Source organism: Brevibacillus sp. FSL K6-6036 (assembly GCF_037964015.1).
GTDB classification, from domain to species: Bacteria; Bacillota; Bacilli; order Brevibacillales; family Brevibacillaceae; genus Brevibacillus; species Brevibacillus borstelensis.
Window position 1 is genome coordinate 2,803,892 of record NZ_CP150173.1, and the last position, 16,128, is coordinate 2,820,019.

15 protein-coding genes are annotated in these 16,128 nt (G+C 48.9%); 5 read left to right on the forward strand and 10 right to left on the reverse strand.

From position 1 onward, the window contains the following. Positions 1–448 precede the first annotated feature (448 nt). The 4 genes from NST37_RS14080 to NST37_RS14095 all read left to right on the forward strand — a co-directional run bounded on the left by NST37_RS14080 (position 449) and on the right by NST37_RS14095 (position 4,159). A complete protein-coding gene (locus tag NST37_RS14080; protein WP_127607660.1) occupies positions 449–1,663 on the forward strand; it encodes an IS256 family transposase in 1,215 nt (404 codons plus the stop codon). Positions 1,664–2,784: 1,121 nt separating this feature from the next. Beyond that, positions 2,785–3,006 carry a hypothetical protein gene (locus NST37_RS14085; RefSeq protein ID WP_232425920.1) on the forward strand — a complete coding sequence of 74 codons (222 nt, stop codon included), beginning with the start codon at positions 2,785–2,787 and terminating at the stop codon, positions 3,004–3,006. A 280-nt stretch (positions 3,007–3,286) separates the two neighbouring features. Beyond that, entirely contained in the window at positions 3,287–3,457 is a 171-nt protein-coding gene (locus tag NST37_RS14090) for a hypothetical protein (RefSeq protein WP_161785217.1), read from the forward strand. A gap of 258 nt (positions 3,458–3,715) precedes the next feature. Further along, a complete protein-coding gene (locus tag NST37_RS14095; protein WP_227277621.1) occupies positions 3,716–4,159 on the forward strand; it encodes a hypothetical protein in 444 nt (147 codons plus the stop codon). A 137-nt stretch (positions 4,160–4,296) separates the two neighbouring features. Here NST37_RS14095 and NST37_RS14100 read toward each other — a convergent pair whose 3' ends face one another. From NST37_RS14100 to NST37_RS14130, 7 genes are all read right to left on the reverse strand, one after another. Then, positions 4,297–5,244: an EamA family transporter gene (locus NST37_RS14100; RefSeq protein WP_024984162.1), complete on the reverse strand. Its 948-nt coding sequence runs from the start codon at positions 5,242–5,244 to the stop codon at positions 4,297–4,299. Then, a complete protein-coding gene (locus NST37_RS14105; protein WP_251246882.1) occupies positions 5,222–5,968 on the reverse strand; it encodes a GntR family transcriptional regulator in 747 nt (248 codons plus the stop codon). The genes NST37_RS14100 and NST37_RS14105 overlap by 23 nt, the downstream gene beginning before the upstream one ends. 149 nt (positions 5,969–6,117) lie before the next feature. Continuing rightward, positions 6,118–6,444, reverse strand: coding sequence for a hypothetical protein (locus tag NST37_RS14110; protein WP_024984160.1), 327 nt, complete (start codon positions 6,442–6,444; stop codon positions 6,118–6,120). 5 nt (positions 6,445–6,449) lie between these two features. Beyond that, entirely contained in the window at positions 6,450–8,990 is a 2,541-nt protein-coding gene (gene parC / locus NST37_RS14115; RefSeq protein WP_031932866.1) for a DNA topoisomerase IV subunit A, read from the reverse strand. 2 nt (positions 8,991–8,992) lie between these two features. Further along, positions 8,993–10,951, reverse strand: coding sequence for a DNA gyrase subunit B (locus NST37_RS14120; RefSeq protein ID WP_339185527.1), 1,959 nt, complete (start codon positions 10,949–10,951; stop codon positions 8,993–8,995). A gap of 367 nt (positions 10,952–11,318) precedes the next feature. Further along, complete coding sequence (locus NST37_RS14125; RefSeq protein WP_003385672.1) at positions 11,319–12,446, reverse strand: Rv1355c family protein; 1,128 nt, start codon at positions 12,444–12,446, stop codon at positions 11,319–11,321. A 34-nt stretch (positions 12,447–12,480) separates the two neighbouring features. Continuing rightward, positions 12,481–13,332 (reverse strand): hypothetical protein, encoded by an 852-nt coding sequence (locus NST37_RS14130; RefSeq protein WP_031932868.1) that lies wholly within the window; start codon positions 13,330–13,332, stop codon positions 12,481–12,483. A 221-nt stretch (positions 13,333–13,553) separates the two neighbouring features. Between NST37_RS14130 and NST37_RS14135 the strand changes: the two genes are divergently transcribed. Beyond that, positions 13,554–13,931: a general stress protein gene (locus NST37_RS14135; protein ID WP_003385674.1), complete on the forward strand. Its 378-nt coding sequence runs from the start codon at positions 13,554–13,556 to the stop codon at positions 13,929–13,931. Between the two features lie 53 nt (positions 13,932–13,984). Here the strand turns inward: NST37_RS14135 and NST37_RS14140 are convergent, their stop codons facing one another. From NST37_RS14140 to NST37_RS14150, 3 genes are all read right to left on the reverse strand, one after another. Further along, complete coding sequence (locus tag NST37_RS14140) at positions 13,985–14,287, reverse strand: DUF1292 domain-containing protein (RefSeq protein WP_003385675.1); 303 nt, start codon at positions 14,285–14,287, stop codon at positions 13,985–13,987. A 77-nt stretch (positions 14,288–14,364) separates the two neighbouring features. After that, on the reverse strand, positions 14,365–15,795 hold the full coding sequence (locus NST37_RS14145; protein WP_031932869.1) for an ATP-binding protein: 1,431 nt from the start codon (positions 15,793–15,795) through the stop codon (positions 14,365–14,367). A gap of 119 nt (positions 15,796–15,914) precedes the next feature. Further along, positions 15,915–16,085 carry a hypothetical protein gene (locus NST37_RS14150; protein ID WP_003385677.1) on the reverse strand — a complete coding sequence of 57 codons (171 nt, stop codon included), beginning with the start codon at positions 16,083–16,085 and terminating at the stop codon, positions 15,915–15,917. Positions 16,086–16,128 lie beyond the last annotated feature (43 nt).

Here is a 16,128-nt window from a genome sequence, read left to right on the forward strand (position 1 = left end):
TGTCATTGCACTGCCCGCAGGCCGTATATCGAAATGATCCTTCATGCCTTAGCTGGATAAGGGATAGCTTTCTGTCCTCAACAGAGGCTACGGAATACCCGATCGTTCATGGAGTGCATAACTATGCTCGGCGCAGATAACAAGCATCATTCAGCACATACGTGACAACTCGTATTTCGCTCCTTCAGTCGATCATGTATATGTATACTAACCAAATGGCATATGTTAATATTTGGATAGATAAAACATATCAGGGGCGATATAAATGTTGAGACGTATACTGATAGGCTTGGGTGTTTATCTAGCAGGATTTATCGTTGTGGGGTTAACTGTTTCTATTTTTAATGATTCACCTCAGTTTTCTTGGGACTGTAAAATATTTTGTGTAAACTCTCAAACCTAAATCTATTACAATGGAGATTAACGAAAGGTTGAGGGAGAACACATCATGAAATTACTACCAAAAGATCAACTGCGCCAATTCATCAAAGACAATAACTTGAAAACCGTCGAAGACGTACAGAAAACGTTGAAGGAACTCTTTGCGGAGACACTTCAGGAAATGTTGGAAGCCGAACTGGAAACGGAACTCGGCTACGCCAAGCATGATATAAAGAATAAGGAGACTCGCAATAGCCGCAACGGACATAGCAAGAAAACAGTAACGTCGGAGTATGGTGAGGTCGAAATTGAAGTCCCACGTGATCGACTCGGCGAATTTGAACCGATGGTTGTCAAGAAGCATCAGACACAGGTCACCGGCATCGAGGATCAGATCATATCCATGTACTCCAAAGGAATGAGCACAAGAGATATCCAGGATCATCTAAACCAGTTGTACGGCATCGACGTCTCCCCAACACTCATTTCCAATGTAACGGCTAAAATTATGCCGCTTATCAAAGAATGGCAGAATCGCCCTTTACAAAATGTCTATTCCGTCGTCTTCATGGACGCCATTCACTTCAAAGTGAAGCAGGACGGGCAAATTATCAACAAAGCCGCTTACATGGTCGTAGGCATTGATTTAGAGGGTTACAAGGATGTACTAGGCATTTGGATTGGCGAGAACGAGTCCGCGAAGTTCTGGCTGAGTGTTCTAACCGATCTGAGGAATCGCGGCGTCCAAGACATTCTCATCATCTGCGTCGATAATCTGAAAGGATTTAGCGATGCCATTGCCGCATGCTACCCGCAGACAGAGATTCAGAAGTGTATCATCCATCAAATCCGCAATTCAATCAAATACGTATCCTACAAAGATTTGAAGAAGGTTACTGCCGCGCTACGCCCGATTTATACCGCTCCAACGGAGGAAGCTGCTTTGCAGGAATTGGAACAATTTGAGGCGGTTTGGGGCAAGCAATATCCACTGATCATACGTTCATGGCGAAACAATTGGGATGAACTCGCAACGTTTTTTAAATACTCGCCAGAACTGCGTAAATTAATCTACACGACGAATATGATTGAAAGCTACCACCGCCAGCTTCGTAAAGTCACAAAAGGAAAAAGTATTTTTCCGAACGATGAATCGCTGCTCAAGATGCTGTATCTTGCGACAATGGACGTTCTTCGCAAGTGGACAGGTCGTGTTCAAAACTGGGGACAAATCTTGCTGCAACTCACGGTGCACTTCCCTGACCGCGTACATGTCCGCTAAAGGACTTTACATGGAGAGGCGGGCATGATAGGCTGGTTAGCCACGCGATACCGACTTTCCAGTATCGCCCAATCGCGAAAAGTCATGCCCGCTGGAGGCTCCATGTCAAGTCCGGCACCAAACTTTGGCATAACCGAGTTTACACAAAATTCTTGACAGACTCGTTTTCTTTCATGCGAGCAATTGTCTTTTCGATTTTGTATCTTTCAGCTGTAATTGCTGTCTGTGCTTCATTTGTGTTAGGAAAAACAAACAATAACTAATGTTGTGTTTATAGAGGCTATTCGTCGGTGCAGCCCCCTGTTACCTCAAGTATTCTGCCGTTAATCAGATACAGTGATACTGTCGAAAGAATGCGCATGCTTCAGAGTAAGGGCATCGTCTATACATGGTATAATTTGGTCGAAATGATCTTGAGTTAAAGGATGATTTTATGGATGTTTTTCCACCCTTGTTGGTTAGCTTTATGCTTGCCGTCTTACTATACAGACTCAACAAATACAGGCTTACTCGATATAACCGTGAAAATATCGGGATAGCATTATGTAGCCTGCTTATAAGCTCCTATATTAAGACCAAACTTGTTTTTGTAACCATAACTGTTATTTTCGCAATCTTGTTGGCATCTTTTATTTGGGGACTTGCTAAGGAACTATAGAGATTGTTCGAACAAGCATGTCTGTGACGACATCATTAGGGGCAAACGAATAATGTACGTAAACCGTGTCCTTCATAGCACATATATGACTTCATTGTAATAAGTCCGCTGAAATATCCTTATACGAATCCTTTTTGCTACATCAGCAGTTTGAAAAGATTAAAGACTACATCCATAAAGGGGGCAACCATGAAACTTGAATACTTGTTCTTTACCCTTTCTTGCTCTATTTTTTTGTACTGGATCGTCACCAATGCTTTAACAACCTCTGATCCATCTATTACGTATTTCTTATCTTTAATAGCTTCCCAACTCTTGATACGACCTTTATATAGCTTCAAACATGCTAAACCTCATGTACAGAGTCACCATGATGGAAAAGAGTCAATGGAACGTAATTGAGATTCTATTCCCGGCTTTTTTCTGTTCGCTCACTCGTGTACTCTGTACTAGAGGAGTGATTGTGTTGGAAAAATCATTTTACTATCCGGTCCCTTGGGGTGACGTTGCCTTTTTGAAAGAAGCTTTGATTGCCATGGAACTGCCTTTTCGTATTGAACAGCCTTCCGTTCGATTGCAGTTGGCACCTGGTGAAGTGGCGATTGTATTCAGTGATATGCATATGAGAGATTACAACGCTGTTCGGGAGCTGTTTGGAGATCATGGGAAGCGTTATCCACAGTAGGCTGTTACCCTCCGATCCAGGTTGGTCGCTGGCACCACTTTTTTCTCCCTCCATTCAGGCTATCGCGTACGAGAAAAACCCGAGACCTTTCACAAACTAGATCCTCTCTCCCCATATTTTCCGCCGCAGCAGAGTATGGACGATAAAAGAAATCCCACTCAAAATTGTGCTTGCCCGCCCCATAAAGGTTTTCCAGCTTTTCTTGATCGATCGATGCCGCCGTTTGGATACTCCTCCACACACCTGTGCACATTAATGGTATTGAGGAGGTGACCAATTCATGGTAAAACGAGATGAACGAGAAACACCTGCAGCTATGACCATTAATCAAGCATCTGAAGCCATTCAAAGCACTTCCCCAGACGAATCTGCTGCAATTGAACGAGAACAAAATCAAATGTTCTCGGCTCCTGGGGAGCGTGCAGCGGAAAACGAAAACCCAGCCGATTAATAGCTTGCCTTCACCTAAAGGTGGAGGCTTTTTAAACACTCTTTCACTCTTTCTCATGATGCAGCTGGCAGCTCTACTCATAGCTGCCAGCCGTTCCTCACCTTAACCCCGAAATTGGAATTAATAGCTGGTCATTGTTCTGCCAGCGATATAGTTATACCATTTTCGTGAAAAATGTGAATATTCCCGTTTTAATAGATTTACAATAAGTGGTTTGAATGGTAATATTTATACATAACCAAAAATCAGGAGGTTATTGTGTTGAAAAAATTTGCTCAAGCTGCTTTATTCGTATTACTATCTACAGCTTTTGTCATTCCTTCACATGCTCTGGCTACTAGTACCCAACAGTCTTTGGATGCGGTTTCCCCTACTGCGACAACAACACAAGTGGCAACTTTTACGAACCTAACCAAAGGTACCAGATTTCTCGACTCCGAATGGTTCTATCTTAATACACCTGGTTATATTACAGTTAATGTAACGCAGAGTAATAAATCCTACACCCCCATCATGTACTATCGAATATTAAGAGATAATCCTGATGGCACCTCTACTTTCTTTGGCACTGCTGAGATTACTGGAGAGGGCTCCTTTAGTTTCACAAGCAAGAAAGAATTGCCTATTGGCCAATACTACATTCGGTTTAATAGCAACCAATATGGGAAGACGTCTGGAACCATTTCTGTCACTACTCCATAACTCCCCCTTTCGTTATTGAGGCTTTCTGATGAAGGCCTCTACTCTTATTTTTTGCATTTCCATTGAATTACTGTGATACGTTATTATATGAGTCTGTTTTATTTTTTACCATCCCTGAAACTCGTTTCCCGCTTAGATCACCCCCTCCCTACTATCTGTTCTGCTCGCCGATCAGTCGCTTTTCTCCCGCTGCCAAGTGTCACCGTACACACGCCTGCAATGACCAGGACGATCCCGATACACTGGACCCAGGTCATGCTCGAGCCGTAAAAAAGAACGGCGATCCAACAAGCATTGATCGGCACCAGGTTCATGTAGATGCTGGCTTTGCTGGCTCCGAGACGGTGAATACCCTGATTCCAGAGAAAAAAGGCGAGAATCGTCGCGAAAATCGTCATATAAGCCATTTCTCCCCATGCTTGACCGGACATGTGCGGTACACGATCCCAGCCGCCCGCTGTAAAGGACCATACGATGAGAAAAAACGCGCCTGCCATCGTTGTCGACGCAGTTGTCAATAACGGCGATACCCCTTTCATCACGACCTTGCCGATCAAGCCGTAAAGCGCCCAGCATAGGAGCGCCGACAGAAACAACAAATCACCTGCATTAAACGACAAAGAAGTCATCGCTTCCCACGAGCCCTTGACAATCACGAGGAAAACGCCGGAAAGCGACAACAGCAAGCCAATCCCAAGCTTCTTATTCCACGATTCCTTTAAAAACAAGACAGCCCCCAGCGTAATCAATACAGGGGAGTTCGCCATAATCAATGACCCGTTAATCGCCGATGTATAGGAAAGTCCGATAAAAAACAACGCATTGTAGGCGAACACTCCTGTGACTGACATTAACAAAAGGCCCAGCCAATGTTTTTTCATTTCCGCCACCTGCCACTCGCCGCGCAGAAGTGTAAAGACAAAGAGAATCAGACCGGCCGTTCCAAAACGAAAAGCGGCTGCGGTTATCGGCGGAACTTCCGTGATGACGTGCTGGGCCGCCCCGAAAGCCCCTCCCCAGAAAAGCGGAACGGTAAACATCCAAATGTATATGCTCCAATCTTTATTGGCTGTTTCGGTTTTCACTTCCGTTATCCCCTTTGCTGATCCGCCTTTTTTGACTGCTGCTATCCTGCTCCGCTCGTACCAACACCTCATACACCTCTTGCATCGGGCGCAGCCAGTTTTGTCTCATGATTGCTGCAGCCGTTTCACTGTCCCGATTCTCAAACGCGCGGATCATCCGTTCATGCTCAAGCACCGATTCTGTTTTGGACCCCACGGGTTGTTGCAGAAATACGTATTTCAAGCGGCGCACGTGGAGTTGCAGGATGGATGAAAATTGCGTAATGTACGGGTTGTCCGCAATCTCCAAGATCAAATCATGAAACTGCTCGTCATGCTCCATCGCTTGAAACAGCTGCTCCTCTCCGATCGCAGTCCGGTAATCGTTATTGACATCGACCAGCTTGCGGATATCTCCGGTCGCTATTTTCCTCGCAGCTTCTTCGGCAGCCAGCGCCTGAAGAGCGGCAAGCGGCGGGTATATTTTCGGCACGTCCTCTTTGGTTATGGTCGTGACTTTGGTTTCTCTGCCAGGGTACGTCTCGATGAATCCCTGGGTCTGGAGCAATTGCAGCGCTTCTCGGACCGGCGTCCGGCTGATTCCCAGCGCTTCCGATAACTCTGCATCGAATAATTGCTCACCCGGCTCCAGTGTTCCATCAATGATCCAGCGCTGGAGTTGGTGAAATGCTTTGTCTTTTGCAGACATCCGTACAGGTGATTGATATCCTCTCGGGATTGGCATGTGCTTACACCATCTTTCTGATTTGTCAGAAATATATCGCATATATATTTCATTGTCAAGAACATGAGGACATTTCCGCCATGAAAACATCTCCTTGGAATGCAAAAACCCCCGGTGTCGGGGGTTCTCACGCGAAAGCTGCGCTTTTTTTAGACAGGTGAAAATTGAGAAAGGACGGTCGGCTGACGGAGCTCAGAACCGTTTGGCAAAGCGATGACCAGCGTGCCAGTTCCATCTCCTCCATCATCCTCCCAGCGGAATCCAAACGTCAGTTTCTTCGCTTCCGTTCCGTCTGAAAAAGCCGCCAGCAAGCTGCCCATCGTCTCGGGCAAAATCGGCACGGCTACCCGATTCCCTTGCTCATCCGGAATGGACAGGAGCTTGGGCGCATCTGCGAAATACTGAACCGTATCAGCGAGCAGGGATACTTGCTGCTGAGTCAATTGCGATACAAACGCTTCAAAAGGCACTCCCATTCCGATCATTCCTTTTCTGGGTCGTCAAACAAGCTTTGCTGGATCAGCGGTTTTTTCTCCTCACCGCGTGGAGCGGCCTGCAGCTCTTCACTGACTTTCGAGGAAGCGTCCTCCTCTTCGCCAGTCAGAACCGCTTCATATGCGACGCTGCGGACTTCTCCTTCGACTGCGGCCCTGCCAATACCGCCTTGTTCCGTGATGCCAACCTGTTCAGCCTGTACCTGTACCCACTCCTGTTTGTCTGTCAAGGCATAGAGGGTCTCTTCGACAGTCACGGCGACTACCAGATGGGGATGCGTTTTCCGTTTGCGGATCAGCTGCACTCCTTTTCCGGCCCTTCCCTGCAAGGGGATGCTCTCCAAATAGGTGCGCTTCAGGGTCCCTTCTGCAGTCAAAATGCTGAATACCCGCGAATCTTTCTCTTCGATCGACAATACCCCGACCACATGATCGCCTGCTGCGAGGGTGATCGCCTTGACACCGCTGGAAGCCCGTCCAGTCGGGCTTACGTCGCTCTTCAAGAAGCGGATGCCCATCCCGTCTTTCGTGACGACGAGGAATGCTCCCTTCTCCTCCGCCGCAAACGCAGCGACATACTCATCCTCTTCGGATTTCAGCTTGGCCGCTACCAGCGCGCCGGAACGATTCGTTTCGTACTCGCTCAAAGCCGTTTTCTTCACGAGACCCGAGCGGCTCATGTGAACGATTTGCAACGGCTGCTTGAAGTTCTCCACGATCGCAAAACCGATTACGCGCTGATGCTTTTCAAGCGGAATGATGTTGACGAGCGCCGTGCCGATGTCTTTCCATTTGTCGTCAGGAATGGCATGCACCAACGTGGCAAAATACTTGCCATCCTGCGTGAAAAACAGCGCTGTATGGGACGTGTTCGTCTCGATGAAGTAACGGACCCGGTCTCCTTCCTTCACTCCACACGTATCGATCGTCCCTCCCATCGACTTGAACGAACGCGGACTTGTCCGCTTGATGTAGCCTTCGTTGGTCAGGGTGACGATGCAATCCTCCGCATTGATCTGCATGGCGATATCCACCTTGATTTCCTCGATCTCGCCCTGTATTTCTGTCAAACGTGGATCTGCGTACTTCTTTTTGATCTCGTTCAGCTCGGACGTAATTACCTGGATCAGCTTTTTCTCGCTCTCCAGGATCGATTTCAGCTCGGCAATCTCCTTGGCAAGCGTCTCCAGCTCTTTTTCCAGCTTGACGATGTCCAGGCGGGTCAAGGAAGCGAGCTGGATGCTTAGAATGGCATCGGCCTGCGGATCGGTAAAGCCGTACTTCTCCATGATGTTTTTCTTGGCATCGGCCCGATCTTCCGAGTCCATGATCGTATCCACGACCTGCCGCAAGATCGATTTCGCCCGAATCAGGCCTTCCACCACGTGCTCGCGCTTGGATTTTCGATCGAGGTCGTACTGGGTACGCCTGGTCACGACTTCCTTCTGGTGATCGATGTAGGCGACGAGCAGCTCTTTTAATCCCATCTGGCGAATCGTGCCTTCGTGAATGACGTTCATGTTGTAGTTGTAATAAATTTGCAAGTCGGTGTTTTTGTAAAGATAGTTCAAGATCGGTGTCTCATCCACATCCTTCTTGATGTCGATGACGATCCGCACCTTTTTCTGCTCCGCCTCCTTGCGGCCGGTCTCGTCCCGGACGGCAAGAGCCCCTTCGATTTTTCGCTCCATGACGAGCTCATCGATCTGGGCAACCAGCTTGGACTTGACCACGTCGTAAGGAATTTCCGAGATGACGATTTTCTTCACCTTGGCTCCCTTTGGCTCCTCGACATGGGTTCTGCCGCGGATGATGAACTGTCCGCGCCCTGTTTCAAAAGCCTTGCGAATGCCGGAGATCCCTTGGACGATTCCCCCTGTCGGGAAATCTGGCCCTTTTACGTAGGTCATCAGCTCATCCAGACTGATGTCCGGCTTTTTCATTTGAGCAATGGCCGCATCAATCACTTCGCCGAGATTATGTGTCGGAATATCCGTGGCAAACCCTACGGCAATCCCCGAAGCTCCGTTCACAAGCAGATTGGGGAAACGGGACGGCAGCACTGCCGGCTGCTCCGCCGAATTGTCGTAGTTCGGGATGAAGGTAACGGTATCTTTCTCGATGTCCCGCAGCATTTCGTTGGCGAGCGCCGAAAGACGGGACTCGGTATAACGCATCGCCGCAGGCGGGTCGGCATCGAGGCTGCCGAAGTTGCCATGCCCCTGAATCAGCACCTGGCGCATTTTCCACCATTGCGCCATGCGGACCATCGTTTCATAAATGGCGGCATCTCCGTGCGGATGGTACGTCCCCATCACGTAACCGACTGTTTTCGCCGATTTCCGGTACGGCTTGTCATGGGTGTTTCCCTCTTGGTACATCGCGTACAAAATACGGCGCTGCACCGGCTTCAAGCCATCGCGCGCATCGGGGATCGCGCGGGACAGGATGACCAGATTGGCATAATCGCCAAAGCGTTTTCCCATGATTTCCGCAAAGCTTTGTTCGATAATTTGATTGGACAGCATGCTTATTCATCCTCCCCCACTTCAAAGGTGACGTGGCTTTCAATCCACTCTCTGCGGGGCGGTACCTTGTCGCCCATCAGTACCGTCACCAGTTTTTCGCAGTGGGCCAGGTCTTCCAGTTGAACCCTGATCAGTTTGCGCGTTTCCGGATTCATCGTCGTTTCCCACAGCTGATCCGGATTCATCTCGCCCAAACCTTTGTAGCGCTGCACTTCTGCACCGCGGCCAAGCTTTTTGAGGGCTTGTTCCATTTCGTAATCACTCCAGCAATATATCGATTCCGCCTTTCCCCGCCCCTCTTTTTTCACCTGATACAAAGGCGGCTGGGCGATATAGAGATGCCCGGCTGCAATCAGAGGCTGCATATAGCGGAAAAAGAAAGTGAGCAGCAAGGTCTGAATATGCGATCCATCGACGTCTGCGTCAGACATGATGATGATTTTGTTGAACGCGCAATTCTCGATCGAAAAGTCTTCGCCGATATCCGTTTCCAGCACTTCCAGCACTGTGCGGAATTCCTCGTTGGATAGTACGTCGGAAAGCTTGGCTTTCTCTGTATTGAGCGGTTTTCCCCTCAATCCGAAGATCGCCTGAAATTCGGAGCTCCGTGCTTGCTTGGCCGAGCCTCCGGCAGAATCCCCCTCCACGAGGAACAATTCATTGCGCTTCGGGTCTTTATATTGCGGGGGAGCAAACTTCTCCGAAATGGACTTGCGTTTCTTTGTATTTTTGCTCTTTTTGTCTCCGCGCAAAGCCTCCCGCTGTTTTCGCAGCTCTTCCCTGATTTCTGCCGAACGAATGGCCTTGTCTACGAGCAGCTTTCCGACTTCCGGGTTTTCTTCCAGGAAAAAGCCCAGCTTTTCCGAGACGATCTGCTCCACGATTGTCCGCGCTTCTTCGTTCCCGAGTTTGTCTTTGGTCTGGGATTCAAACTGGACGTCAGCCATCTGCAAAGACAGAACCCCGAGGAAGCCTTCCCGCAGGTCGTTCCCTGTCAGGTTGGCGTCCTTTTCCTTCAGGTAGCCTTTTTTTCGGGCAAACTCGTTAAATACCCGGGTCGTCCCGTTGCGGAAGCCTGTCACATGCGTACCGCCATCCGTGGTCGGAATCGAGTTTACGTACGAGACGAGGGTCTCTGTGTAGCCGTCGTTGTATTGAAATGCAAGCTCCACGTAGACGTTATCCTTTTCCCCTTCGAAGTAAACGACCGGATGGAGGGTATGCTTGCCTTCGTTTAAATATTCGACATAGGACTTGAGGCCATCCTCGAAGTAAAATTCCTCCTGCTTTTTCTCCGGACCCCGCTCATCGATCAGTACCATCCGCAGTTTCTTCAGCAAAAAGGCAGTCTCGCGGAACCTGTCGCGAATCAATTCATAGTCAAAGCGAGCGTTTCCAAAGACCGCCTCGTCCGGCAAAAAGCGAACCGTCGTACCCGTACGTCTTGTTTTTCCGGTAATAACGAGATCCGTTACCGGCTTGCCCACATGTTCATTTCCTGCCTCGTCCACGACATAGGCAAATTTTTGCTTGTGCACCGAGCCCTCGCGGTGAATCTCTACTTCCAGCCATTTCGACAGCGCCACAACCACACTGGAGCCTACGCCATGCAGCCCGCCGCTCTTTTTGTAGCCTCCGCCGCCAAATTTTCCGCCGGCGTGCAGGGTCGTGAAAATGACCTCGGGCGCAGGACGTCCAGTCTTGTGCATGCCGGTCGGAATTCCCCGGCCGTGGTCTTCCACGCTGACACTTCCGTCTTTATGTAAAGTTACAATGATCTTATCGTTAAATCCGGCTAACGCCTCATCCTTAGCATTGTCAACGATCTCCCACAAAAGATGGTGAAGACCGCGACTGCCCGTAGAACCTATGTACATCCCCGGCCGCTTGCGGACGGCTATCAATCCTTCTAGAACCTGAATGTCTTCTTCGGTATATCGGAGTGCATCTGTTTCCTTCAAGCGCTTTCTCCCCTCTACTTCTTTCACTGCAGTTCCGCCAAGGTCGCTGGCGAAGTCTCGTTATAAAAGCGAACACTTAATCGCTATTGTACCGTATGGAAACCATTGTATTCAATGTTTAGCCGCCATTTCGGACGGAAAAAGACTTGCGAATGCGTATATGCCGATCAAAAAAAATGTATCGAATCCCCAGTGCGGCGCGCTTTTGCCGACAATGCTGCCAGCAAACTCTCACCATTCAAAACGGTAACTGCTGACGAGTCATCGCGAATAGAGTGGTTCCGCGGGTGCTTGCGATCCATTTGGCGCAACAGAAAGCCATCTCACGCTGCGCGAGATGGCTGGTGACATGTTTTTTTGCAAAAGCCTACACAAGATTCTCCTGCCTGTCGGAAACGATTTCCTCCATATCGACGAAGTACCGGCCTGAACCGGTAAATTGCCCCAACGAGATTCTGCGGCAAACATCTGCGCCCACTGCGGCTCCCAGAGAAACAGACGAGGCAAGCTGGGGCCAGGTCATAATGCTCTTCCCCACCTCCTGCAAAGACGCCTTGAGCCGTTCAGACATCGTTTCATAACCGACGATTTTCAAAACGGCGGGAATCTTCTCCTGGTCGGACAACCCCTGCAGCCGGCTGTAATCCAAACCTTCCGCCAATCCGTGAAGGATGGGGCGGTCCGGCTCCAGATCAAAGCGTTCGACGTCCAATAATCCGCGGTCGCTCGTATCCATGACGACTGGTATTCCATGCAGCCGCGCTTTCTCCCTGGCGAGAATTTTAATATTGAGGCTGTCGCACTCATCTACGAGAATATCCAATTTGCCGCCATCCCATAAGAAGCGTTCGATATTTTCTTCTGTAATACCTTCCGGATAGCAAACTACCCGCAGATATGGGTCAATTTCCGCAATTTCCCTCGCCGTAATCACCCACTTGGGCAGCCCGAGCTGGAAGACACCGGCCCGGATGCGGTTTAAATTGGAAAGCTCCAATGTATCAAAATCGGCGATCCGGATTTCACCGCAGCTTCTTTCCATCGCCAAAGTCAGGGCGATCGATTGACCGACAGACAGCCCGATAACGCCGATGCTTTTTTCAGAGAGCCGCTTTTGCTCCTCCGCCGTTATTTTGTTGCGGTTCCGATTGGTCCGCACAAAAATGAAATCCTCTTCGTCCAGCAAGTGAACCAGCTTTTTCCTCCACGGATAATACACCCATACCCCATGAAAAGAGATGGGTGTGGAGCCGAGGTACTCGTCCACCGCGGCAGACAGCTCTTCGGGCGAAAAGCGTATCCCTGCATGTTTCGCCTTGATCATCTCCTGTAATTGGGGACGCAGACGATCAATGACTTCCGGGCGTTCCGTCTCCATCAGCTCGCTTACACGATGCTGGTCTTCGATTCGTGACAAGCGAAAAAACTCCGGACGCCAAACGAATCCCGTTTCCTCTTGCTTCGTTCCCGGTTGCCAATCATGGAATGAATGCATGCATAATCCCCCGCTTTCAGACGACTTGTCCTGATTACAAAATGATCGTGTATCCATTCAGCTCTTTTTTAAAGGGCTCCACTTGCGGCGAAACAGTGTACAGAGCGGGCTGCTCTTCCACGGGAGCACCCGGCTTCCAGTACTTTGAAAATGTATTTCGCATCTCGTCATACTCTTTGGCCTCACTTGGCAACGCGAATGGAACCGGAATCAGACCGAATCCAGATTCCGCCATATACTTCTTTACATGGGGCGGGAGAATAATAAACATCGTCCCCCATTCGGCCCTTTGGGCGAAGTCCACCATCGTGGAGAGAAGCATGCGAAAAATATATCGTTTGTGCAGTTGAAGGATTTTGAACATAGTCGCATTCGGATCCTTGGGAAACATATCCAGGATGGGATGGAAGGAAAAGCGGACAAATTCTACCGCCTTCTCCCTCCTCTCTACCCCTTCAAATAAGTCGTAGCAATCAAGCTCTGATCCCACGACTGCCCGGGCCGTGGCCAAAACAACAGAGTCATTTCCCAAATCCTGTTGGACAGTAAAAACTTGCGACTTGTCATCTACTTCGTAACCGATCGGAACATATTGCGTAGGATCGCTCAGATACCGGTAGTTGTAACTGAAGCTGATAATATCCTGCACCTGTGACCACGCCGACGCATCTGCCTGTGTCGGACTTGCCCAGTAATACAGGCGGCTGTTCAGGACATCGTCCGGCCTCTCAATCAATGGTTTTGACAGTGAGTGGTAGAGCTGATTCAGCTGGACGGAAGCGAACGAATCGGGATGCTGAAATCGTTTTAGGGGAAACACGGAGTAAGGACTGGTACGTAGAGGCACATGCTTGGCGGTTACAGAGAATGAATGTGGCGTTGGCATTGTGACAACTTCCTCCTGTCATCTTCCCTGCCAGACGACGGGTTCGGAAGGCGTGATGGGGTAGCTCGCGTCTGTCGCATGGGAATAATTACCTGATTACATGGTTCTACAGAAATTTCCGTTTTCCTCCAAATCTATCTATGATTTTCCAAACGATGTTTTTCATCGTTATGGGCAAGCTACGAATGAGCGAAAACCGCAGGCAAAAAGGGGGAACTTCCTTGATCAGCGCAACGAAACCTTTCGTGAAATTTCACCGTTATGACCAGGAGCTGGCCTCCGATATACAGGCTCTGAATGCTTCCGGCTATCACAAGGACGATATCTGGGTACTCAAATGGAATCCGGACAAAAATCACTCCAATCAGCGTGACAATTACTACAAGTACAGTACTCATTTTGAGAGCGCAGTTGGAAATATTGACAGCAAGGCTCACTTTTTCGACAATGGCGGGGAAGAATTGCGGACACGTCTCGAAAAGCTGGGTTTGACAAAGGATGAGGCTTCCGCGCTAGTTCGGGAATTGCAAGAGACCGATTACACCTGCCTGCTGGTCGTTCGCGATCTGAAGGACAACATCATCAAAATGAACGATTAGCAACAAAAAGACCGCTGCTCGTATATGCAGCGGTCTTTTTGTACATTTCTTTCTTATTCGTTCTCGATCAATTCGATGCCTTCAAGCACTTCGTTCAGCTTATTGTAAACGGCATCTTCCTCGTTTTCTTCCAGCGGTACCATTTCGCCACCGTCTATTTGAAATACGAAAATGTCAACTTCCTCTTCCAAATCCTCGTCGCTATCCTCGTCTTCGACAGCTTCTGTAAGGGCTACGTACTCTTTCCCGTTCAATTCGAACATTGCGATGACTTCGAAATCGCCCAAAGGCTCTCCGTTTTCGTCGTCAAGCGTGATGACGTCACCCAGTTCCAGGTCTTTTTCCTCAGCGGTCAATGTGTTCACGTCCTTATTGATGAAATTGGCTACTTCCTTCCCATCATACCGGTTTTTTCCTCAGGAAGCAAATAAGCTTAGACAACAGGCAGCCTCACCTCAAACGTGCTTCCTTCCCGTTCCTTGCTCTTGACCGTGATTTTTCCGCCCAGGCTGTTGATAATTTTATAGCTGACCATCAGACCCAGCCCCGTTCCTTTTTCCTTCGTCGTAAAAAAGGGCTCGCCAAGCTTTGGCAATCGATCCTCCGGTATGCCACAGCCGTGATCGCGGAAACGGACCACTACAACATTGTCCTCGCGCTCCACCTCTACATGCACCTCTCCACCGTCAGGCATCGCCTCGATCGCGTTTTTCAACAGATTGAGAAATACTTGCTTCAACTGATTTTCTTCGCAGCGAACCGGGGGCAGGTCTGCATCATATTTCGTGACAATTTGTACATCGTGCATAATCGCGTGCGTTTCCGCGAGCAGGATGATCTGCTCCAGCATGGGACGGATGTCATGGAGATTAAAGACAACGTTGTGAGGTTTGGCCAAGACGAGAAACTCGCTCACGATATGCTCAATCCGGTTTAGCTCAGAGAGCATGATGTCGTAGTATTTCGGCTTGTCTTCATAGCGGGATTGCAATAGGTGGAGGAAGCCTTTCAACGAGGTAAGCGGATTGCGAATCTCATGAGCGACACCGGCAGCGAGTTGCCCGATAATGGAGAGCATCTCCGACTTTCGCAGCATTTCCTCGGCCTGTTTTCTTTCGGTTACATCAAGCAAAATGCCGATCACTGCCGGAAGCCCTTTGTACACCGTCGTTTTTTGCAGCACTTCCAGCTCGACTGTGCTCCCATCCTTTCGCAATCCGCGAAAAGGATAGCGCATCGAGTGACTGGTATCCTTGTGGCTGTTTGTTGTTTCATCGGCTGTTTCCACGGGGAGGATGACTTCGTCCATTCCCAGCTTCATCAGCTCTTCCTGAGTATACCCAAACATATCCGCCATATGCGGATTTACGTAGACAAAGCCGGGTTCGTTCACATAGGCGATGTATACGCCAACCAGCGTGTCTTCTACAAGACTGCGGTACAGTTCTTCCGTTTCTTTCAATTCTCGTTCCATTTGTTTTCGTTCGGTAATCTCTGTAAGCGAACCGACTACTTCCACAACGTCGCCAGAATCCGTAATCGGCGCCAATGTCGTTGTAAATATCCGATCGCCGATCGAGGCTTCGTATTCGACAATTTGACCTGCATAAGCACGTTCATACAAAGGGAGTATTTTTTCCTCGTTACAGGTCAGCAAGATCTCTTGCAGCTTTTTTTGGCCGATTGATTCAGTCGTCAGCCCAAAATCCCTGGCCAGCTTACCTTCTGACAACGTAAAAATAAAAGACCCATCTTCGCCGCGTTTGTACTTGAAAATCAGATTATGTACATTTTGTATGGTCCGGCGCAGTTCATCCCGATACAGATCGATCGCCTGCTTTCCATCCCTCTCTTGCGCTTGCAACCGGAAAGCACTCCTTTATAACAATGTTCAGATGGGTCATGTATTCGCCATTTTTTTCCTGTATCCTCTTTTTTTTCCGAAAAAGAAAGGCAGCCTACTCAAAGCAGGCTGCCCTATCGCTATTCTTTCACTTCTTGAATGACTCCTTTTTCCATCAAAAACGCTTCTTCTGCTTGAAGGATCATAATGATCGCATCCCGCTGCACGTACTTCCCGGCCTCGGCCAGGCGGCGTTCCACGAAGCGGAGCATTTCTTCAAAATCGATAATCTGAATGTCCTGATCACTCACCGCGTATTCCCCCTTTTTCTATGAACCTATTGTACATGAATGT